Source organism: Nocardia sp. CS682 (genome assembly GCF_004634405.1).
In the GTDB taxonomy this organism is placed as follows: Bacteria; Actinomycetota; Actinomycetes; order Mycobacteriales; family Mycobacteriaceae; genus Nocardia; species Nocardia ninae.
In genome coordinates this window covers 5,501,154-5,522,389 of the sequence record NZ_CP029710.1, presented here as the reverse complement: position 1 = coordinate 5,522,389, position 21,236 = coordinate 5,501,154, and the positions used below count along the sequence as shown (strand labels likewise).

2 protein-coding genes and 1 pseudogene are annotated in these 21,236 nt (G+C 69.5%); all 3 read right to left on the bottom strand.

The window, feature by feature from the left end:
- Positions 1-183: 183 nt before the first annotated feature.
- Positions 184-12,345, bottom strand: a pseudogene (locus DMB37_RS24900) (amino acid adenylation domain-containing protein); the annotation flags it as partial.
- Between the two features lie 248 nt (positions 12,346-12,593).
- Positions 12,594-19,940, bottom strand: a complete 7,347-nt coding sequence (locus tag DMB37_RS24895; protein WP_135234749.1) for a non-ribosomal peptide synthetase — start codon at positions 19,938-19,940, stop codon at positions 12,594-12,596.
- A 295-nt stretch (positions 19,941-20,235) separates the two neighbouring features.
- Entirely contained in the window at positions 20,236-21,222 is a 987-nt protein-coding gene (locus DMB37_RS24890; protein WP_135234748.1) for a LuxR C-terminal-related transcriptional regulator, read from the bottom strand.
- Between the last annotated feature and the right edge of the window lie 14 nt (positions 21,223-21,236).

Here is a 21,236-nt window from a genome sequence, read left to right as displayed (position 1 = left end):
CTGGCCCCACCCCCATGGACATCGAATGCGCGCATACCCATCGTTACCGACCGCACCGGCGCACACCGAACACAGCCCTCGCGATCTGTGCCACAGACCGCTCCCCGACCGCGCGAAACGAGCGCCGGGAACGATTATTCCCTGCCGAGGCGCGATTGGTGATCTCACCTCGGCAGGGGCCGCTCAGCTCGAGGTATCGAGCAGAACGGCCAGCTGAGCACCGATGTCGGCCAGCGCCTCCGGTGCGGTCATCTGCGCGTGCGTCACCCCGATCGGCCGGTCGTGCACCGCACCCGTGACGTGCGGAGCCCAGTCGGTCGCAGTGGCGCGAAGCACATCCGCGGGATCGGCCACGGCGGCGCTGAAGTACTCGAGCGCGCCGTGGAATACCCCTGGACGGTGCTCGGCGATCAATTCGGCCGAGCGGACCGCACTGCGGTAGATACGACGCAACCGGTCGGGGGTCAGGGCGACCAGTTCCGGCGGGATCATCGCGTGCAGCGCGGCCAGGGCCTGGTCGCTCAGGTCGTAGATGTCGTCCTCGTCGGCGATCAGGTCGCTGCCGAGCCCGAGTTCGGCCAGCGCGCCGCGCACCGCCGCGCGGAAGCCCGCGACGTCGGGGTTCGGGTGGCTGTCCATCATGGCCAGCAGCGCGACCTGCTCGCCGTCGGCCTGCAGCTCGGTCGCGATCGCATGGGCGAGCACGCCGCCGAGCGACCAGCCGAGCAGCCGGTACGGCCCGTGCGGTTGCACGGTCCTGATCTCGCTGACGTAGCGGTGCGCCAGCTCGGCGATCGAGGCGGGCAGGTCGCCGTCCTCGGCCAGCGCCGGTGACTGCACGCCGTAGATCGGCTGGTCGGCGGGCAGGAACTGAGTGAGCCCCGCGTAGCTCCAGGCCAGGCCGTACATCGGGTGCAGGCAGAACAGCGGCGCCGCGGCGCCGCCGGTGCGGATCGGCAGCAGGACCTGCATCGCGGCGTCGGCATCGGACTCCCCCGCGGTGTCGACCCGCGCGACGAGGCCGGCCACCGTGGCGTCGGTGAAGAACCACTGCACGCTGACCGTGGCGCCGGTGGCCTCGCGCAGCCGGCCGACCGCCTGCGCGGCCAGCAGCGAGTTGCCGCCGAGTGCGAAGAAGTCGTCATCGAGCCCGACCGTCTCCGCGCCGAGCAGATCTTCGAAGACCTGTGCGACCGTCTGCTCCAGTGGCGAGCTCGGTGCCCGGAAGACGGTGCCGCTGACGAATTCCGGAGCGGGCAGGGCCTTGCGGTCGAGCTTGCCGTTCGGCGTCAGCGGGAGTGCGTCGAGCGCCACGATCGCATCCGGCACCATGTAGCCGGTCAGGAACTGCGCGGCCTGGGCACGGACGGTCACCGGGTCGATGGCGCTGGCGGCGACCACGTAGCCGATCAGCCGATCGCCGTTGCCGTCCGAACGGACCAGGGCGACAGCCTGATGCACGCCGTCGCACCGCAGCAAGGCCGCCTCGACCTCGCCGAGTTCGATCCGGAAACCGCGCAGCTGCACCTGCTGGTCACTGCGACCGGCGTATTCGAGCTGCGCCTTGTCGCCGCAGTCCCGCCAGCGGCCGACGTCGCCGGTGCGGTACATGCGCGAACCGGGCGCGCCGAACGGATTTGCCACGAAACGGGTCGCGGTGAGGCCGGGCCTGCCCAGGTAACCGCGGGACAGTTGCGCACCGACGACGTGGATCTCGCCGGGCACGTCCAGCGGGGTCGGATGCAGGCGCGGGTCGAGCACGTAGGCGTCCAGACCGGGAATCGCGCGGCCGATGACGCTGGCCGGATTGTGCCGGTCCCGCTCGTCCAGCGGCAGGAACGACACGTGCACCGTGGTCTCGGTGATGCCGTACATGTTGACCAGACGGGTTGCCGCGCCGTGCCGTTCGTACCAGCGCTCGAGCTTGCGCAGATCCAGGGCCTCACCGCCGAACACCACGTAGCGCAGCGCCAGCGCGTCCGGCTCGGCGGCCCGGTCGGCCTCCACCAATTGGTAGAAGGCGGACGGGGTTTGGTTCAGCACCGTCACGCGTTCGCGAATCAGCAACTCGCGGAACTGTTCCGGCGACCGCGAGGTCAGGTAGTCGACCACGACGACGGCGCCGCCGTGCGCGAGACCACACCACAGCTCCCACACCGAGAAGTCGAAGGCGAACGAGTGGAACAGCGTCCAGACGTCGTTCTCGTCGAACCGGAAGAGAGTCTGGGTGTTCGCGAACAGCTCGACGACATTGCGGTGCGCGACACCGACGCCCTTCGGCACGCCGGTCGAGCCCGAGGTGTAGATGACGTAGGCCAGATTGTCGGGGTGCAGCGGCGCGAGCCGGTCCGCGTCGTGGATGGGCGCGTCGGCGAACGCCGCTGTCTCCTCGAACAAGACGACGGGCAGGTCACCGGCGGGTACCGCGGCGCGTTCGTCCAGCGTGGTCAGCACGCAGACCGGGGCGGCGTCGGCGAGCATGAATTCCAGCCGCTGCGCCGGGTAGGTGGAGTCGATCGGCAGGTAGGCGGCACCGGTGGCGAGTACACCGAGCAGCGCGACCGGGAGGTCCTCGGTGCGCGGAACGGCAACGGCCACCAGCGATTCCGGGCCTGCGCCCTGGGCGATCAGTGCGCGGGCCACCTGGTTGGCGCGGCGTTGCAACTCACGGAAGGTCAGTGTGCGGTCACCGAACCGGATGGCGATGGCGTCCGGGCGACGCCACACCTGATCGGCGATGAGGCCGGGCAGCGTGGCGCCGGGCACCCAGGCGCCCAGCGAATTCCATTCGTGCAGGACCAGTTCGCGTTCACCGGCGGCGAGCAGGTCGATATCGCCGATCACTACCGCGTCGTCGGCCGCCACCGCCGCGAGGATGCGGCGGAAACGGTCGGCGAAGTTCTGCACGGTCGCGGCGTCGAACAGGTCGGTCGCGTAGGTGAGGACCGCCGAGATGCCTTGTGTGTCGGGCTGTTCCGCGACCGTCAGTTGCAGGTCGAACTTGGCGGGCTGAACCTGCGGGTCGATGCCGGACACGGTGAGTCCGGGCAGCTCGAGCGAGGTCTGCGCCAGGTTCTGGAAGACCAGCATCACCTGGAACAGCGGATGCCGCGCCGCGGAGCGAACCGGATCCAGCAACTCCACCAGGCGTTCGAACGGCAGGTCGGCGTGGCCGAAGGCGGCCACGTCGGTTTGCCGGACGTCGGCGAGCAACGCGTCGAAGGTGGCGCCCGGCTCGATCTCGTTGCGCAACACCAGGGTGTTGACGAACATGCCGATCATGTCGTCGAGTTCGGCCTCGCCTCGACCGGCCACCGGGGTGCCGATGGCGATGTCGGTGCTGCCGGACAGCCGCGACAGCAGGACGGCCAGCGCCGCGTGCACCACCATGAACAGGGTCGAGTTGTGCTGCTGGGCAACGCGTTCGAGGGCGGCGTGCAGATCCGCGTCGATGTCGAAGTCCAGCGTCGCGCCCCGATAGGACGCCGTGGCCGGTCTCGGGCGGTCCGCGGGCAGGGCCAGTTCGTCGGGCAGCGCGGCCAGCGCGGTGCGCCAGTATTCGGCCTGCTGGGCGATCAGGCTCTGCGGGTCGTCCTCGGCGCCGAGCACGTCGCGCTGCCAGATGCTGTAGTCCGCGTACTGGACCGGCAGCGGCGCCCAGGCCGGTGCCTGGCCGCCGGTGCGGGCGGCGTAGGCCAGCACCAGGTCGCGGGTCAGCGGGCCCATCGACCAGCCGTCGGCGCTGATGTGATGGGCCACGAAGACCAGGACGTGGTCGGCGGTGTCGGCGACATCGAACAGCTTCGCGCGGAACGGCACCTCGGTGGTGACGTCGAAACCCGCTGCGACGACGCGATATACCGCGTCCGGCACGTCGGCCGCGTCGATGCGCGCGGGCGCGAGATCGACCGGTACCTGCTCGGCGATGGACTGGACCGGGCCGTGCTGGGACTGCGGGTAGGTGGTGCGCAGGATCTCGTGGCGGGCCACCAGATCGCGCACCGCCGCTTGCAATGCGGCGACGTCGAGGTCGCCGGACAGGCGGATGGCGGCCGGGATGTTGTAGACGGCCGAGGCGGTGTCGAACTGGTTCAGGAACCACATGCGCTGCTGCGCCAGCGACAGCGGAATCTGCTCCGGACGCGGCCCTGCGACCAGGGCTTTGCGACCGCCGGTGCCCGCGTGCTGCTCGACCTTGGCGGCCAAGCCCGCGACGGTCGAGGCTTCGAACAGAGTACGAACGGGGACACGGGAGTCCAGCGCGGCACCGATTCTTGCGGCGACCTGCGTGGCCAGCAGCGAGTTACCGCCGAGGCCGAAGAAGTCGTCGTCGGCCCCGACCTGCTCGACGCCGAGCACCTCGGCATACACCGAGGCCACAATCTCCTCGATCGGCGTGGAGGGAGCACGGAAGACCTGAGCCTCGAACTCCGGCTCCGGCAGTGCTTTCCGGTCCAACTTGCCGTTCACATTGAGCGGCAACGCATCGAGCACCACGAACGCCGACGGCACCATGTACGACGGCAAACCATCGATCAGCGCCGACTTCACCTGCGCCACATCGACGGCGGTGGTCGCCGGGACCAGGTAAGCGACGAGGCGGTCACCGGTGCGCGGGTCGGACTTGGCGATAACCGCTGCCTGGGCGATCTGTGGCAGTGCCAGCAGCGCGGCCTCGATCTCACCCAACTCGATCCGGAAACCACGAATCTTCACCTGGAAGTCGGTGCGGCCCCGGTACTCCAGCTCACCAGAGGCGTTCCACGCCACCAAGTCACCGGTGCGGTACATCCGCTCACCGGCCTGGAACGGATTGGCCACGAACCGATCCGACGTCAGATCCGCCCGGCCGAAGTAACCACGCGCGAGCTGCGCACCGGCCAGATAGAGCTCACCGGAGACACCGACCGGGACCGGCCGCAACCGCGAATCCAGCACGAAGACTTGGCTGTTCCACTCGGGCGCACCGACCGGCACCGATGCCTGATCGTTGCGGGTGACCCGATGGCTGGTGATCGACACCGCGGCCTCGGTCGGGCCATAGAGGTTGAACAGCTCGACGCGGGGATAGTCGCGCAGGAAGCGTTGCGCCAATCCACCGGGCAGGGCCTCGCCGATCGCCAATACCCGCCACAGGGAGGTCGGGAAGTCCGCGGTCGCCAATGCATCGAGCATGGAGGGAACCACGTGCAGCGTGGTGACCCACTCACGAGCCATCAACTCGTTCAGATACGCCGGATCCTGATGACCATCAGGCGCCGCGATCACCAAACGACCACCGCACACCGCCGCCGACCAGAACTCCCACACCGAAAGATCAAACGTCGCAGCCGTCTTCAGCAGAATCGCATCCGCCGCATCCAACCCGAACTCAGTGACCTTCCACTGCAACTGATTCGCAATAGCCGCATGCGAAACCGCCACACCCTTCGGCCGACCCGTCGAACCCGACGTAAAGATCACATACGCCGTATTCGCCGGACGCAACGGCGCAATCCGATCGGCATCGGTAACCGGGGAAGAATCCAGTCCCTCGAGGTCGAGCTCATCGATCCGCACCAAAGGCGCTACCGGGGTATCGAACTCGGCCGAAGCGTTGGTCAGCACACACACCGGTGCCGCGGACTCGAGGATGTAGCTCGTACGCTCGGCCGCCTGCGCGGGATCCACCGGCACATACGCGCCACCGGACTTCGCCACCGCATACATCGCCACGATCAGATCGATCGAACGCGGGAACGCCAGCGCGACCCGCGACTCCGGACCGACACCGATCGAAACGAGATACCGGGCAAGGCGATTCACCCGAGCATCCAGCTCGCCGTAGGTCACCTTCACACGACCCGCAGGCAGATCCGCCACCAGCGCCACGGATCGCGGATCGGCCGCCACAGCGGCGTCCAACAGCGAGACCAGCGTCGCCGACTCGTCGACCTGCTGCTCGGTCACGTTCCAATGCGCCAGTACCGCATCGCGTTCGGCCGCATCGAGGATCTCGATATCACCGACCGGCACCCGCGCGTCCGCCACCACGGCGGCGAGAATCCGCGTCAACCGCTCGGCGAAGCCCTGCACCGTCGCGGCGTCGAAAAGATCTGTCGCATAGGTGAAGAACCCACCCATGCCGGTGGGCACACCCGACTCGTCGTAGCCGTCGCCCACGATCAGGTGCAGATCGAACTGCGACACGGCCAGATCCGCGTCCAGCCCAGCGACCGTGAGCCCGGGGAGTTCGAGCGCGGTGCGCGCGATGTTCTGGAACGACAAACCCACCTGGAACAGCGGGTGATGCGCGGTCGACCGGGGCGGGTTGAGCACCTCGACCAGCCGCTCGAACGGGATGTCCGCGTGCGCGAACGCCTGCAGATCGGATTCCCGCTGCCTGGTCAGCAATTCGGCGAACGACTCGCCCGACTCGAACCGGGTCCGGAACACCACCGTGTTCACGAACATGCCGATCAGGTCGTCGAGCTCGCGCTCACCACGGCCGGCCAGCGGCGTGCCGATGGCCACGTCCGTGGCGCCCGAAAGCCGGGCCAGCAGCACGGCCAGCGCGGTGTGCACGACCATGAACAGCGTCGCACCGTGCGCGCGAGCGAGTTCCACGAGACCGGCATGGGTGGCCGCATCGATCCGCACGTCCACCCGGGCACCGGCCATCGACGCGATGGCCGGGCGCGGCCGATCCGTCGGCAACTCGAGCAGATCCGGCAGGTCGGCCAGGTGCGCGCGCCAGAAGCTGATCTGCTGCGCGGCAATCGATTCGGCGTCTGACTCGGCGCCGAGCACCGCCCGCTGCCACAACGCGTAGTCGGCGTACTGCACCCGCAGCGGCGCCCAGCTCGGCGCCTCGCCCGCGGTCCGCGCGGCGTAGGCGATCATCACGTCGCGCGCCAGCGGGCCCATCGAGGAACCGTCGGCGGCGATGTGGTGCACCACGACGGCCAGCACATACGTGTCCGCCACACCGTCGACCTGCAGCAGCGCCACCCGGACCGGAACCTCGGCGGTCACGTCGAACGAACTCGACGCCAGCGCGTACACCGCGCCCGCCACGTCGGCTTCGCTCAGTACCCGCGGCGTGACATCGAGGGCAACACCGTTGGGCGGCAACACCACCTGGATCGGGCCGTCGGCCGTTTCCGGGTACACGGTGCGCAGCACCTCGTGCCGCGCCACCACGTCGTGCAGCGCCGCGCCGAGCGCGGCCACATCCAGCGCACCGGTCAGCCGCAGCGCGAACGGCAGGTTGTAGGCGGCCGATCCGGCCGTCTCGTCGTCCTGGTCGAAGCGGTTGAGGAACCACATCCGGCGCTGCGCCAGCGACAGCGGCAACTGGTCCGGTCGCGCGATGCTGCCGAGCTCGACACCGGGGCGTCCGTGCACCTGCGAGTCGATCACCGCCGCCAGACCGGCCACGGTGGGCGCCTCGAACAGCGTCCGCACCGGCACCCGGCCGCCGACCGCGGCACCGAGCCGCGCCACCACCTGGGTGGCGATGAGCGAGTTGCCGCCGAGGGCGAAGAAGTCGTCGTCGGCGCCGACCCTGGCCAGGCCGAGCACCTCGCCGAACACGCCGGCAATGATCTCCTCGACCGCCGTTGCGGGCGCTCGGAATTCACGCGCGGTGAACATCGGCTCCGGCAGCGCCTTGCGATCGAGCTTGCCGCTGGGGTTCAGCGGGAACGCGTCGAGCGCGACGATGGCGGCCGGAACCATGTAGGCGGGCAGTGTTTCCGCGACGGCGGCCCGCAGCTCCTGCGGATCGAGGTGCGCGCCGGGCGCGGCGACCGTGTAGGCGACCAGCTGGTCACCGAGCGACGACTGGCTGACCAGTGCGACGGCTTGGCTCACCGAATCGTGGGCGAGCAGGGCGGTCTCGATCTCGCCGAGCTCGATGCGCTGGCCGCGGAACTTCACCTGGAAGTCGGTGCGGCCGAGGTAGTCCAGCACCATCTCGTCGTCGGCGTCGGCACCGGAGGCCTTGCGCCACACCACCAGATCGCCGGTGCGGTACATGCGCTGACCGGCGCCGAACGGGCTCGCCACGAAGCGATCCGCCGTCAGGTCCGGCCTGCGGACGTAGCCGCGAGCCAGTTGATCACCGGCCAGATACAGCTCGCCCGCCACACCGTCGGGCACGGGGCGCAACCGCGAGTCCAGCACGTAGACCTGAGTGTTCCACTGCGGCAACCCGATCGGCACCGAGCGGGTATCCGACCCGTCGGCCGGCCAGTAGGTCACCGACACCGCGGCCTCGGTCGGCCCGTAGAGGTTGTGCACGTCCGCGTCGATCACCGCGTGCACCGCGGTGACCGTCTCCGGCGGCAGCGCCTCGCCGATCACGAAGATCTGCTCCAGCGTCGGCACAGCGCCCTTCGCGGTGTGCGCCGCGAAGATCGTCAGCATCGACGGCACGAAGTCGGTGACCGTCACCGACTGCGCGGCAATGGTTTCCGCGACGTAGGCCGGGTCGCGATGGCCGTCCGGGGTCGCGACGACCAGTTTCGCGCCGACGCGCAGCGGCATGAAGAAGCCCCACAGCGACACGTCGAACGTGGTCGCGGTCTTCTGCAGGTAGACGTCGTCCTGGTTGAGCGGGTACTCCGCCAGCATCCACTCGATCTGGTTGTTGATCGCCGCGTGCGAGACCGCGACACCCTTGGGGCGACCGGTCGAGCCCGACGTGAAGATGACATACGCGGGATGCTGCGGCAGCACCTTCCGCAGCAGCTCGTCCTTGCGGACCGGGGCACTGTCGAACCGCGCCAGATCGGCGGTGTCGATGGTCACGGTCGCAACGCCGGCGGGCACGGCGGCCGCGTCAGTGGAAGTTGTCACGACACAGGCGGGTTGCGCGGTATCGAGGATGTGCGCGATCCGCTCGGCCGGATGATCCGGATCCAACGGCACGTAAGCGCCACCGGCCGTCACGATCGCATACATGCCGACAACAAGATCCAGCGAACGCCGAATCGCCAGTCCTACCAGCGACTCCGCACCGACACCCTGCGAAATCAACAGCCGGGCAAGCTGGTTCACCCGCTGATCGAACTCACGATAAGTGAGCTCGGTGCCCTCGTAAGCCAGCGCGACAGCATCCGGGGTCGTGGCCACCATCTGCCGATAGCCGTCGAGCAGCAGATCCGGTGCCACCCGCTGCCGGGTGTCGTTCCACTCGAACAGGATTCGATCCCGCTCGACCAGCGACAGCAGGTCGGCATCGCCGAACGCGCGGTCGGGATCGGCGGTGACCGAACGGAGCAGCCGGCGCAGCCGGGCGGCGAAGCGCGCGATCGTCGCCTCGTCGAACAGGTCGGTGGCATAGGTGAACGTGGCCGACATGCCTGCGTCGTCGCCCTCGTGCGGGGTGACGGTCAACTGCAGGTCGAATTTGGCTGCCGCGCCGTCGAGATCGAGCGCCGCCGCGGACAGCCCCGGTAGTTCCAACGCGGGCTTGTCCATGTTCTGGAAGAACAGCGCCACCTGGAACAGCGGATGGTGTGCCTGCGAACGGGCGGGATCGAGCACCTCGACCAGCCGCTCGAACGGCAGCTCGACATGCGAGAAGGCCGCCAGGTCCGCCTTTTTGGCGGCCTCGACCAGCTCACGGAACGACTTGCCCGGCGCGGTGTCGGTGCGCAGCACGAGCATGTTGACGAACATGCCGATCAGTCCGTCCAGCTCGGCCTCGCCGCGGCCCGCCACGGGAGTGCCGATGGCGATGTCGGCGGCCCCCGACAACCTGGCCAGCAGCGCGGCGAAGGCCGCGTGCACCACCATGAACAGTGAGGCGCCCGTGTCCAGTGCGATCGCCTCGAGCTTCGCCCGGATCTGGGCGTCCACCTCGAACGTGTAGACCCCACCGCGACCGGAGGCCAGCGCTGGCCTTGGTCGGTCCGTCGGCAGCTCGAGCCGGCCGGGCAGACCCGCCAAAGCGGTTCGCCAGTAATCGATCTGGGCGGCGGCCACCGACCGCGGATCGTTCTCGTCGCCGAGCATCGCGCGCTGCCACAGCGCGTAGTCGGCGTACTGCACCGGCAACGGCGCCCAATCGGGCGCGGTGCCCCCGGCGCGCGCGAAGTAGGCGACGGTCAGGTCTTGCACCATCGGCGCCATCGAGGTGCCGTCGGCCGCGATGTGGTGCACGACCACCGCGAGCACGTAATCGTCGCTGCCCACCTGGAACAGCGCCATCCGCAGCGGCACCTCGGCCGCCACGTCGAAACCGGCCAGCATGAACTCGGCCAGCGTGTTCGGCAGCGCCGACGCCGCGAGCTCGGTCACCACCAGCTCCGGAATCGCCTGCGCCGCAGGCAACACCACCTGGTAGCCGGTGCCGTCCACCGCCGGGTAGACCGTGCGCAGGGTCTCGTGCCGCTCGACCAGGTCGGCGACCGCCGCCTGCAACGCGGGCACGTCCAGCGCGCCGGACAACCGGATCGCGAACGGAATATTGTTCGCCGCCGACGCGGTGTCGAACTGGTTCAGGAACCACATCCGCTGCTGCGCCAGCGACAACGGAATGTGTTCGGGGCGCGGCATCCGCGTCAAGGCCTGCCGCCCGCCCGATCCCGCGATCGGCTCGAGCCGGGCCGCCAGACCGGCGACCGTCGGTGCCTCGAAAACCGTCCGGGCCGGGACGCGCGCGCCGATCTGCGCGCCGAGCCTGGCCACCACCTTGGTGGCGATCAGCGAGTTGCCGCCGAGGGCGAAGAAGTCGTCGTCGGCGCCGATCGCGGTGTCGGCATCGAGCAGCTCCGCGAAGATGTCCGCGACCAGCAGCTCCAGTTCGCCGCTGGGCGCACGGAATTCCTTGGTCTGCAACTGCGGTGCCGGTAGCGCGCGCCGGTCCAGCTTGCCGACCGGGGTCAGCGGGATCTCGTCGAGCACCGTGATGCTGGTGGGCACCATGTGCGCGGGCAGCTTGCGCTCGGCGAGCGCGATCAGCTCGTCGGTGGCCACCGCCGCACCGGGGGCCGCGAGCACGTAGGAAGCCAGAATCGTGGCGCCGCTGTCGAGCTGGTGGCCGATGGTGACCGCGAAGTCCACGCTGTCGTGTGCGGCGAGTACCGCGTCGATCTCGCCGAGCTCGATGCGGAAACCACGCACCTGCACCTGGAAGTCGTTGCGGCCCGCGTACTCCAGCCTGCCATCCGCCGTCCAGCGGACCAGGTCGCCGGAGCGGTACAGCCGAGAACCGGTGGGGTCGAACGGGTTCGCGATGAAGCGCGTCGCGGTGAGCGCAGGGCGCTCGTGGTAACCGCGCGCCACCTGGGAGCCCGAAATGTATAGCTCGCCGACCACGCCGTCCGGCACCGGCGAGAGCCGCTCGTCCAGCACGTATTCGGTGACGCCGCGGATCGGCCCGCCGATGGTCAGCGGCGCGTCCAGCTCCAGCGGCGCACCGATGTTCACCACGATGGTGGTCTCGGTCGGCCCGTAGATGTTGAACAGCGCCCGCATCCCGCCGGACACCGGAAGCAGCCAGCGCCGCACCAGATCCGGCGGCCACGCCTCGCCGCCGACCGCGACGACCCCGAGGTCGTCCAGACCGGCGGGATCGATGGAGGCCAGCGCGGCGGGGGTGATGAACGCGTGGGTCACCCGTTCCCGGCGCAGCAGCTCGGCCAGATCGTCGCCGCCGAACACCGTCGGCGCGACCACGACCATGGTCGCCGCGCCGCCGAGCGCGAGCAGCATCTCCAGCATCGACGCGTCGAACGACGGCGACGAGAAGTGCAGGGTACGTGCGGTACTGGTGACGCCGTAGTGGGTGCGCTGCTCCTCGCAGAAACCGGCGATCCCGGCCTGGGTGGCCACGACGCCCTTCGGCGCGCCCGTCGAACCGGAGGTGTAGATCACCCAGGCCGGATGCTCGGCGCGCAGCTGACGCACCCGATCGGCGTTGGTGATCGGCTCGGTCGAGTGCTGTTCGAGCGAGTGCAGCGTCGAATCACCGTCGATGGCAAGCCATTCGACCTGCCCGGGCAGCTGGGTCGCCGCCTGCCTGGTGGTCAGGCCGAAGACCGCGCCGGAGTCCTTCACCATGTGCTCGACCCGGTCGGCCGGGTAGTTCGGGTCCACCGGCACGAAGCCTGCGCCGGACTTGGCCACCGCCCAGACCGCGAGCACGGACTCGATCGAGCGCGGAATGCCGATCGCGACGAGGTCTTCCGGGCCGATACCGCGGTCGATGAGCAGCCGCGCCAGCCGGGTCGACCGCTCGTCGAGCTCGGCGTAGCTCACCTGCGCCAGTGTCGCGGTGGCGTCGGCGTAGCGCAGGGCGATGCCGTCGGGGTTCGCTTCGACAGCCGTCGCCATCAGCTGCGGCAGCGTGATGACCCGGGGCCGCCGGGTTCGGGCCGGGCGGACACGAGCGGGACGCGTCATGCGGTCACCAGTGCCAGGGTCTTGCTTCCCCGTCGCCGAGCCGACCGCACGTCCCCCACTACACGAACCATGAAACTCTGCTCATCCTGCCTGTCGAACATGTTTACGCCACACTTGCAACGGCTGCCCTGATTCGGCAAACCGGTCCCGAGTGACCCTAGTCATGTTTTTAGGGGCTTGCACCCGGTACTTGACGGGTTTTACCCCGCACGCAGCAGATCGGACAGGGCGACCAGGGTCGCCACCTGCGTCCATGCGCTGTCGACATCGGCGCCGTCGGCGAGCGCCACCGCCCGCAGATCCTCCAACGCCGCCGGATCGAGGGTACCGAGTCCCGCTCGGTCGGTCAGCAGGTGGCTGACCCACTCGTCGGCCAGCGCCTCGGTCAGGTCGGCGTCGGCCGGGACGAGCACCATGGAGGCCCCGCACGAGCCCGCGGCCACCACCTCGATCAATGCCAGCTCCGCCGAACCGCCGAACTGGAAGGTCCGCGATTCGAAGGTCAGCTCGGTGTCCGTGCGCAACCGGTCTGCCGCACCGGCCAGTTGGTCGTAGTCGAGCGTGCGCGCCCCGACGAAGGCCGGGTCGGTGCCGCGCAGCACCCGGGTGCGGTGCGCGTAGGTGACCGGCCGCGGCGATTCGGCCGCGATCTGGGCGGCCACCGCGGGATCGTCGAGCACGAGCCAATCGACCTCGCCCGCCACCGGCGCCGTGACACTGGTGAGCCCGGTCTTCACGACCGGCCCCGCCGGAATCGGCGCGTCGAGCGAGGCGACCGGTACCACCGCGGCACCGGCTTTGAGCACGGCCCAGGTCGCGACCACGGCATCGACACCGCGGTCGAACCGCACGGCGACACCGTCACCCGGGCCGCAGCCACGGGCGGCGAGCACGCGCGCCAGGCGGGACGAGCGGGCATCGAGTTCCTGGTAGCTCACCGCGTCCTCACCGAAGACCAGCGCGGGGCCGTCGGGGTCGTCCTCGACCACGGCGGTCAGCGCCTGCGTCAGCGCGGTTCCGGTGGTGGCGGTGCCGCCCTTGGGTGCGGACTCCTGCGCGGACTCCGCGGCCGACTGCACCCGCTCGCGCTCTTGCGCGTCGAGCAGGTCGATATCGCCGACCCGCACCTGCGGATCGGCCACCACCGCGGTCAGCACCCGCTCCAGCCTGCGGCACAGCGCCTGCACCGTCGACTCGTCGAAAAGGTCTGTCGCGTAGGTGATCGCGGTGATCAGCTCGTCGGGCGCACCGTCGGGGCGGTGCCGCGGGTCGACGTTCACCTGCAGGTCGAACTTGGCCGCGATCTCGCCGCCGTCCAGCCCGGTGACGGTCAGGCCGGGCAGTTCCAGCGACGGCTGCTCGTTGTTCTGGAACGAGAGCACCACGCCGAACAGCGGGTTGTAGACCGAGGCGTGACCGGCGGCGACGACCTCGGCGACCCGTTCGAACGGGATGTCCGCGTTGGCGAAGGCGGCCAGGTCGGTCTCGCGGGCCCGGTCGACCAGTTCGGCGAACGTCACGCCGGGCTCGACGGCGGTGCGCAGCGTCAGCGTGTTGACGAACATGCCGACCAAGTCGTCCAGCGCGCGTTCGCCGCGGCCCGCGATCGGGGTGCCGATGGCGATGTCGCTGCTGTTCGACTGCCGGGCCAGCAGCACCGCCAGCGCGGCGTGCACGACCATGAACAGCGTCGAATTGTGTTCGCGCGCCAGCCGAACCAGCGCGGCGTGCACATCGGGCGCGACAGCGAAGCCGGTGGACGCACCACGCATCGACGGAATGGCGGGGCGCGGGCGGTCCAGCGGCAGGTTCAGCTCGCCGGTCAGCCCGTCGAGCTGACTGCGCCAGTAGGCCAGTTGCCGTGCCGCGATGGAGTTCTCGTCGTCATCGGTGCCGATGACCGTGCGCTGCCAGCTGGCGAAGTCGGCGTACTGCACCTCGAGCGGCGACCAGCGCGGCGAATTACCGCCGATGCGAGCGAGATACGCGGTCACCAGATCGCGCGCCAACGGGGCCATGGAGGCGCCGTCGGCGGAGATGTGGTGCACGACCAAGGCGAGCAGGTGCTCGTCCTGGCCGACCGCGAGCAGCAGCGCGCGCACCGGAACCTGTTGCGTCACATCGAAGCCGGTGGCCATCAGCTCGGTGATGCGGCCGAGCGGATCCGCGGTGGTGACCGTCTCCAGGCCGCCGGGCAGCGCCTCGCCGACCGAGAGGATCTCCTGGTAGGCCACCCCGGACGGGTCCGCGGGGTAGCGGGTGCGCAGGGTCTCGTGCCGCTCCAGTACGTCGGCGACGGCATTGCGCAGCGCGGGCACGTCGAGCACGCCGGACAACCGGATCGCCAGGGGGATGTTGTAGGCGGGCGAGTCCGGATCGAACTGGTTGAGCACCCACATCCGTTGCTGGGCAAGGGAGAGCGGCACCCGATCCGTGCGCGGCATCCGGGCCAGCGGCGGCCGCGCGCCTGCCGCCTTGCCCGCGCCGGGCACGACGCGCGCGGCCAGCGCCGCGACGGTGGGCGACTCGAACAGCTCGCGCACCACGAGGTTCGCGTCCAGTGCCTCGTTGATCCTGGCGACCACCCTGGTGGCGAGCAGCGAGTTGCCGCCCAGGCCGAAGAAGTCGTCGTCCAGGCCGATCTCACTGGCGCCGAGCAGTCCGGCGAACACCTCGGCGACCGCCTGCTCAACCGGCGAGCCGGGTGCGCGGAAGGTGGCCGTGCTCAGGAACTCCGGTGCGGGCAGGGCCTTTCGGTCCAGCTTGCCGTTCGGCGTGAGCGGCAGCGCGTCCAACGCCACGAGCGCGTCCGGAACCATGTAGCCGGTAAGGAATTCGCCGACCTGACCGCGCAATTCGAGCGGGTCGAGCTGAGAACCGGTGTCGGGCACCACGTATCCGATGAGCCGGTCGCCCGCGTTCTCATCGGTGCGCACCAGCACCACCGCCTGGCTCACGCCAGGGCAGCGCACCAGCGCCGACTCGATCTCGCCGAGCTCGATGCGGAAGCCGCGCAGCTGCACCTGCTGATCGCCGCGACCGGCGTATTCGAGCGTTGCCTGCCCGCCGAAGCCGACCCAGCGGCCGATGTCGCCCGTGCGGTACATCCGAGATCCCGGTGCGCCGAACGGATTCGCGACGAACCTGGTCGCGGCGAGTCCGGGACGGCCGAGGTAACCGCGCGACAGCTGCGCACCGGCGACATAGATCTCACCGGCCACGCCGACCGGCGACGGGTGCAGCCGGTCCTCGAGCACGTAGGCGTCCAGGCCGGGCAGCGCGCGGCCGATGACGCTGGCCGCGTTGTCGACCATCTGCTCGTCCAGTGACAGGAACGACACGTGCACCGTGGTCTCGGTGATGCCGTACATGTTGACCAGCCAGGGGGCGTCCACCGCGTGCCGGTCGTACCAGCGCTGCAGTTGGCGCAAGTCCAGTGCCTCACCGCCGAACACCACGTAGCGCAGCGCGAACTTGGCCTGGTCGGCGGTCTGCGCGGCCCGGTCGGCCTCGGCGAGCTGATAGAACGCCGACGGCGTCTGGTTGAGCACGGTGACCTGCTCGCGAATCAGCAACTCACGGAACAGTTCCGGGGACCGGGAAGTGAGGTAGTCGACCACCACGACGGTGCCGCCGTTGGCCAGCGCGCACCACAGCTCCCACACCGAGAAGTCGAAGGCGAACGAGTGGAACAGGGTCCACACGTCGGTCTCGTCGAACTCGAACATGGCCTGAGTGTTCGCGAACAGCTGCACCACATTGCGGTGCGCGACGCCGACGCCCTTGGGCACGCCGGTGGAGCCCGAGGTGTAGATGACGTAGGCCAGGTTGTCCGGCCGCAGCGGCGCGGTCCGCTCGGCGGAGCGGATCCGGCCGTCGGCGAACTCCGCCGTGTCCTCCAGCAGAATCACCGGAATGTCGCCCGCGGGAACGGATTCCAGTTCGCTCGCGGTGGTCAGGATGCAGGCCGGGGCCGCATCGGTGAGCATGAATTCCAGCCGCTGTGCGGGGTAGGTCGTATCGATCGGCAGGTATCCGGCACCGGCGGTGAGCACCGCGAGCAGCGCGACCGGCAGCTCCTCGGTCCGCGGAACCGCGACGGCGACCAACGATTCCGGGCCGACGCCCTGCGCGATCAGTGCCCGCGCCACCTTGTTGGCGCGACGCTGCAACTCACCGAAGGTGAGCGTGGTGTCGCCGAAACGGATCGCCCCGGCGTCCGGGCGCCTGCGGGCTTGAGCGCCGATCAGGTCCACCAGGGTCACCTCGGGCACCGCGGCACCGGGGCTGTTCCACTCGTGCAGCACCAGCTCGCGCTCGCCCGGGGCGAGCACATCGATGTCGCCGATGGTCACGTCGGAGTCGTTCGCGACCGCGCGCAGGATCCGGCCGAAGCGATCGGCGAAGTCCTGCACGGTGGCCTCGTCGAACAGATCGGTGGCGTAGGTGAACGCCGCCGAGATGCCTTCGGCCGCACCGTGCCTGTCGATCCGTTCCACCAGCGCCAGTTGCAGATCGAACTTCGCCAGCGGCATCGCCAGATCCACCGCCGACACCGAGAGACCGGGCAGTTCCAGCTCGGTGCGCGCCAGGTTCTGGAAGGTCAGCATCACCTGGAACAGCGGGTGCCTGGCCGCGGAGCGCGCCGGATCCAGCAGCTCGACCAGCCGCTCGAACGGCACATCGGCGTGGCCGAACGCGTCGACGTCGATCCGGCGCACCTCGCGCAGCAGGTCGTCGAAGGTCGCGCCGGAGTCGATATCGGTGCGCAGCACCAGGGTGTTGACGAACATGCCGATCAGGTCGTCCAGCGCGGCCTCACCACGGCCTGCGACCGGGGTGCCGACGGCGATGTCCTTGGTGCCGGACAGGCGGGCCAGCAGCACCGCGAGGGCGGCGTGCACGACCATGAACAACGTCGAATTGTGGTTGTGCGCAAGGCGGCTCAGCGCGGCGTGCACCTCGGGGCCGATCTCGAAGCCAAGGGTGGCGCCGTGGTTGGAGGCCACCGCGGGACGCGGCCGGTCCGCGGGCAACTCCAATTGCTCGGGCAGCGCGGCCAATTGGGTGCGCCAGTACTCGATCTGCTTGGCCAGCACCGATTCCGGATCGTCCTCGGCGCCGAGAATCTCGCGCTGCCAGATCGCGTAGTCGGCGTACTGCACCTCGAGCGCGGGCCATTCCGGTGCGCCACCGCGCATCCGGTCCAGGTAGGCGGCCATCAGGTCGCGGGTCAGCGGCCCCATCGAGAAGCCGTCGCCCGCGATGTGGTGCACCACGCAGACCAGCACGTGCTCGGTGTCGCTCAGTTCGAGCACCCGAACCCGCACGGGCGGTGCGACGGTCACGTCGAAGCCCTCGGTCACCACCGCGGCGACCCGTCCGGGCAGCTCGGCCTCGGTGGCCTGCTCGACCACGAACTCCGGTACCGCGCGCGGATCGCCGGTCGGCAGCACCCGCTGGTAGCCCTCGCCGTCGACCTCCGGGTACAGCGTGCGAAGCACCTCGTGCCGCTCCGCGAGATCGCGCACCGCGGCACGCAGCGCGTCGAGGTCGAGGTGTCCGGACAACCGCACCGCAGCGGGAATGTTGTTGACGGCACTGGCCGGATCGAACCGGTTCAGGAACCACATCCGCTGCTGCGCGTAGGACAGCGGCACCCTGGCCGGACGCGGCCGGGCGTGCAACGCCTGCCCCGCGGCCGAACCCGCATGCTGCTCGACCCGTTCGGCGAGCGCGGCCACGGTGGTCGCCTCGAACAGCAACTGCACCGGCACCCGCACCTGCAGCGCCGAGCCGATCCGGGCGGCGGCCTGCGCGGCCAGCAGCGAGTTGCCGCCGAGTTCGAAGAAGTCGTCGTCCACGCCGACGCGACCCTCGTCCCCGGACATCAGCAGCGCCGCGAACACGTCGGCGACGATCTCCTCGACCGGCGTGGACGGCGCACGGAAAGCCTTGGCGGCGAACACCGGAGCGGGCAGCGCCGCGCGGTCCAGCTTGCCGACCGGGGTCAGCGGGATCTCGTCGAGCACCATGATGGCCGCGGGAATCATGTACGCGGCCAAGGACTCCCCGAGGAACTCGGCGAGTTCGCCGGTGTCCACGGTGGTTCCGGGTCGCGGCAGCACGTAGGACACCAGCGCGGTCGCGCCGGACGGCAGCGTCTTGCCGAGCGTGGCCGCGTAGTCGATGTCCGGGTGCGCGGTCAGCGCGTTGTCGATCTCGCCGAGTTCGATGCGGAAACCACGGATCTTGACCTGGAAGTCGGAGCGGCCGAGGTACTCGATCACCCCGCCGTCTTCGGATTCGGTGCGGCGCACCAAGTCTCCGGTGCGGTAGAGCCGCGCGCCAGGAGTGTCTGTGTCGGCACCGAACGGACTGGCCACGAAACGCTCCGCGGTGAGCCCCGGCTTGCCCAGATACCCCTGGGCAAGCGCCGGACCAGACAGGTACAGCTCGCCGACCACACCGGCGGGCACCGGCCGCAGCCGCGAATCCAGTACGAAGGCACCGACTCCCGGAATCGCCGAGCCGATCGTGATGACGTCGCCGGGCAGCATCCGCGCCGAGCTCGTCGCGAGAATGGAGGCCTCGGTCGGCCCGTAGCCGTTGTAGAACTCGCGGTCGGCGGCCCAGCGGCCCACCAGTTCCGGGCCGAACTTGTCGCCGGCCACCACCACGACGCGCAGGTCGTCGAGGCCGGTCGGGTCGACCGACTCCAGCGCGCCCGGCGTGATCAGCATGTGCGTGACCCGTTCGCGGCGCAGCAGATCGGCGAGTTCGTAGCCGCCGAACACCGATGGCGGCGCGATCACCAGCGTCGCCCCCGTGGAGAAGGCGAGCAGCAACTCCAGCACCGACACATCGAAGTTCGGCGAGCACACGTGCAGCACGCGCGAATCGGCGGTCACGCCGTAGTGGTCACGCTCGGCGGCCACCAGGCCGGCCAGGCCGGTGTGGGTGACCACTACGCCCTTGGGCCGCCCGGTCGAACCGGAGGTGTAGATGACGTAGGCCGGGTGCCGCTCGTCCAGCGGACGCACCCGGTCGGTGTAGGAGATCGGGTGCTCGGGTCGGGCGGCGATCCGCGCGGCCTGCACCGGGTCGTCGAGCTCGATCCAGTACACGCCGGTGCCGAGCACCGGGCGGTGCGCCGAGGTGGTGAGACCGACCACGGCCCCGGAATCGGAAAGGATGTGGTTGATGCGATCGGTCGGGTAGGCCGGATCGACCGGCACGTACGCCGCACCCGTCTTCGCGATGGCCCACACGGCGACCACGGACTGCAGGCTGCGGGCGATGCCGATGGCGACCACGTCGCCCGGTCCGACACCGCGCTCGATCAGTTCCCTGGCCAGCCGCGAGGAGGCCGCGTCGAGCTGGGCGTAGGTGAGCTGTCGTTCGTCGTCGAGCTGGCCCGACGGATTGAAGCGAACGGCGACCTCATTGGCCTCGGATTCGACGGCGGCGGTCAGCAACTGCCCGAACAGCGGGCTGCCCGACCTGCGGCGACGGCTACCACGAGCGGAACGACGGGCAGTTTCCATTCGAGTGCATTCACCTCTCGCATCGAGCTAGGACCCGGCCCAACCCCCATATCAAGGGCGTATCGTCCGGGGCCAGCGCGGTCCGAGCAATCATATAAGGGACTGTTCGGTGTCCACGCAGTGCTGTCTTGGATTAATACGGCCCGCTGACAGCGGTCCGCCCCCTAGTTCGGCTCCTGTTCTCACGTCGTACATCCGCCGCTACCCCCATGGAAGCGGTGTCTTGCCAGATGCCAGGGTTTATATCGGTCTCGAGCCGGTCGCGTTGCAGGAGTACCCGGATCGGTGAACTAGTTCACAACCAACCACGCCGGGTTGCCTGCACCCCGGCCTGGAATCGGGTGCTCGCGCCGAGCCGCTCCAGCAGTCGCGCGGTCCGGCGGACCACAGTACGCCGCGACATACCGAGCCTGCGCGCGATGGTGTCGTCGGTGGCACCGAGACCCATCAGGGTCAAGATCGCGCGGTCACGTTCGTCCAGCGCCTCCGCCGTCGGGTTCACCGAGATCGGAGCGGCCAGTGACCACAGCACGTCGAAGGTTTTGATCAGCAGATCCAGCGCGGGTGAGCCGGTGATCCGCAAGCCCATGGGGTCCGGGCGGCGTTCGTCGACGTGCAGCACCAGGCTAGCGCGTTCGTCGTCGCTGATAATCATTTTGAACGGCGGCTCGGGCAGCGTGCGCGCCTGTGCCCCACTGGCATTGGTGGACAGCGCGTGCCGCAGCCGTTCCGGATCCTGATAGATGGTGTCCTGGTAGAGCGTCTGGTAGCGGATGCCTTCGCCGAGCCGGCCGCGCTTGAGCAGGAACAACTGCCGCTCACGCTCGACGTCGCTCAGGTACGGCCCGCGCTCGATGACCTTGACGCCGCTGCGCGCCGCGGTCTGCATCTCCTCGAAATCGGCGAGCATCTCCAGCCGTTCGAAGACCGGCACCACGGCGCCGTTGCTGCGCGGCGAGCGGCGCACCGAACGGAACGTCTCACTGAGCCGCGCTGCGGCCGTGTGCATCTGGTTGATCTGCTGCTGTCTTCGCCGAGCCTCGGCCTCCGACAACGACTCCGGGGCGTGGGCATCCCACACCGCGGGCGCGCCGTCGGAAGTGCTCACGCGCACGGCGGCGCGCAAGTCACACAGCACGTCCAATGAGGCCGCGGCCGCCTCCTCCGAAACGCCCAGATACTGCGCGATATCGGCGAGACTCGATCGCGGATGATGCACCAGCACGGCATAGGTCCGGCCGTGTGGTGATCCAGGCTCGAAGATGTCGCCCAGCTCGGTCACGGCCCGAGCCTATC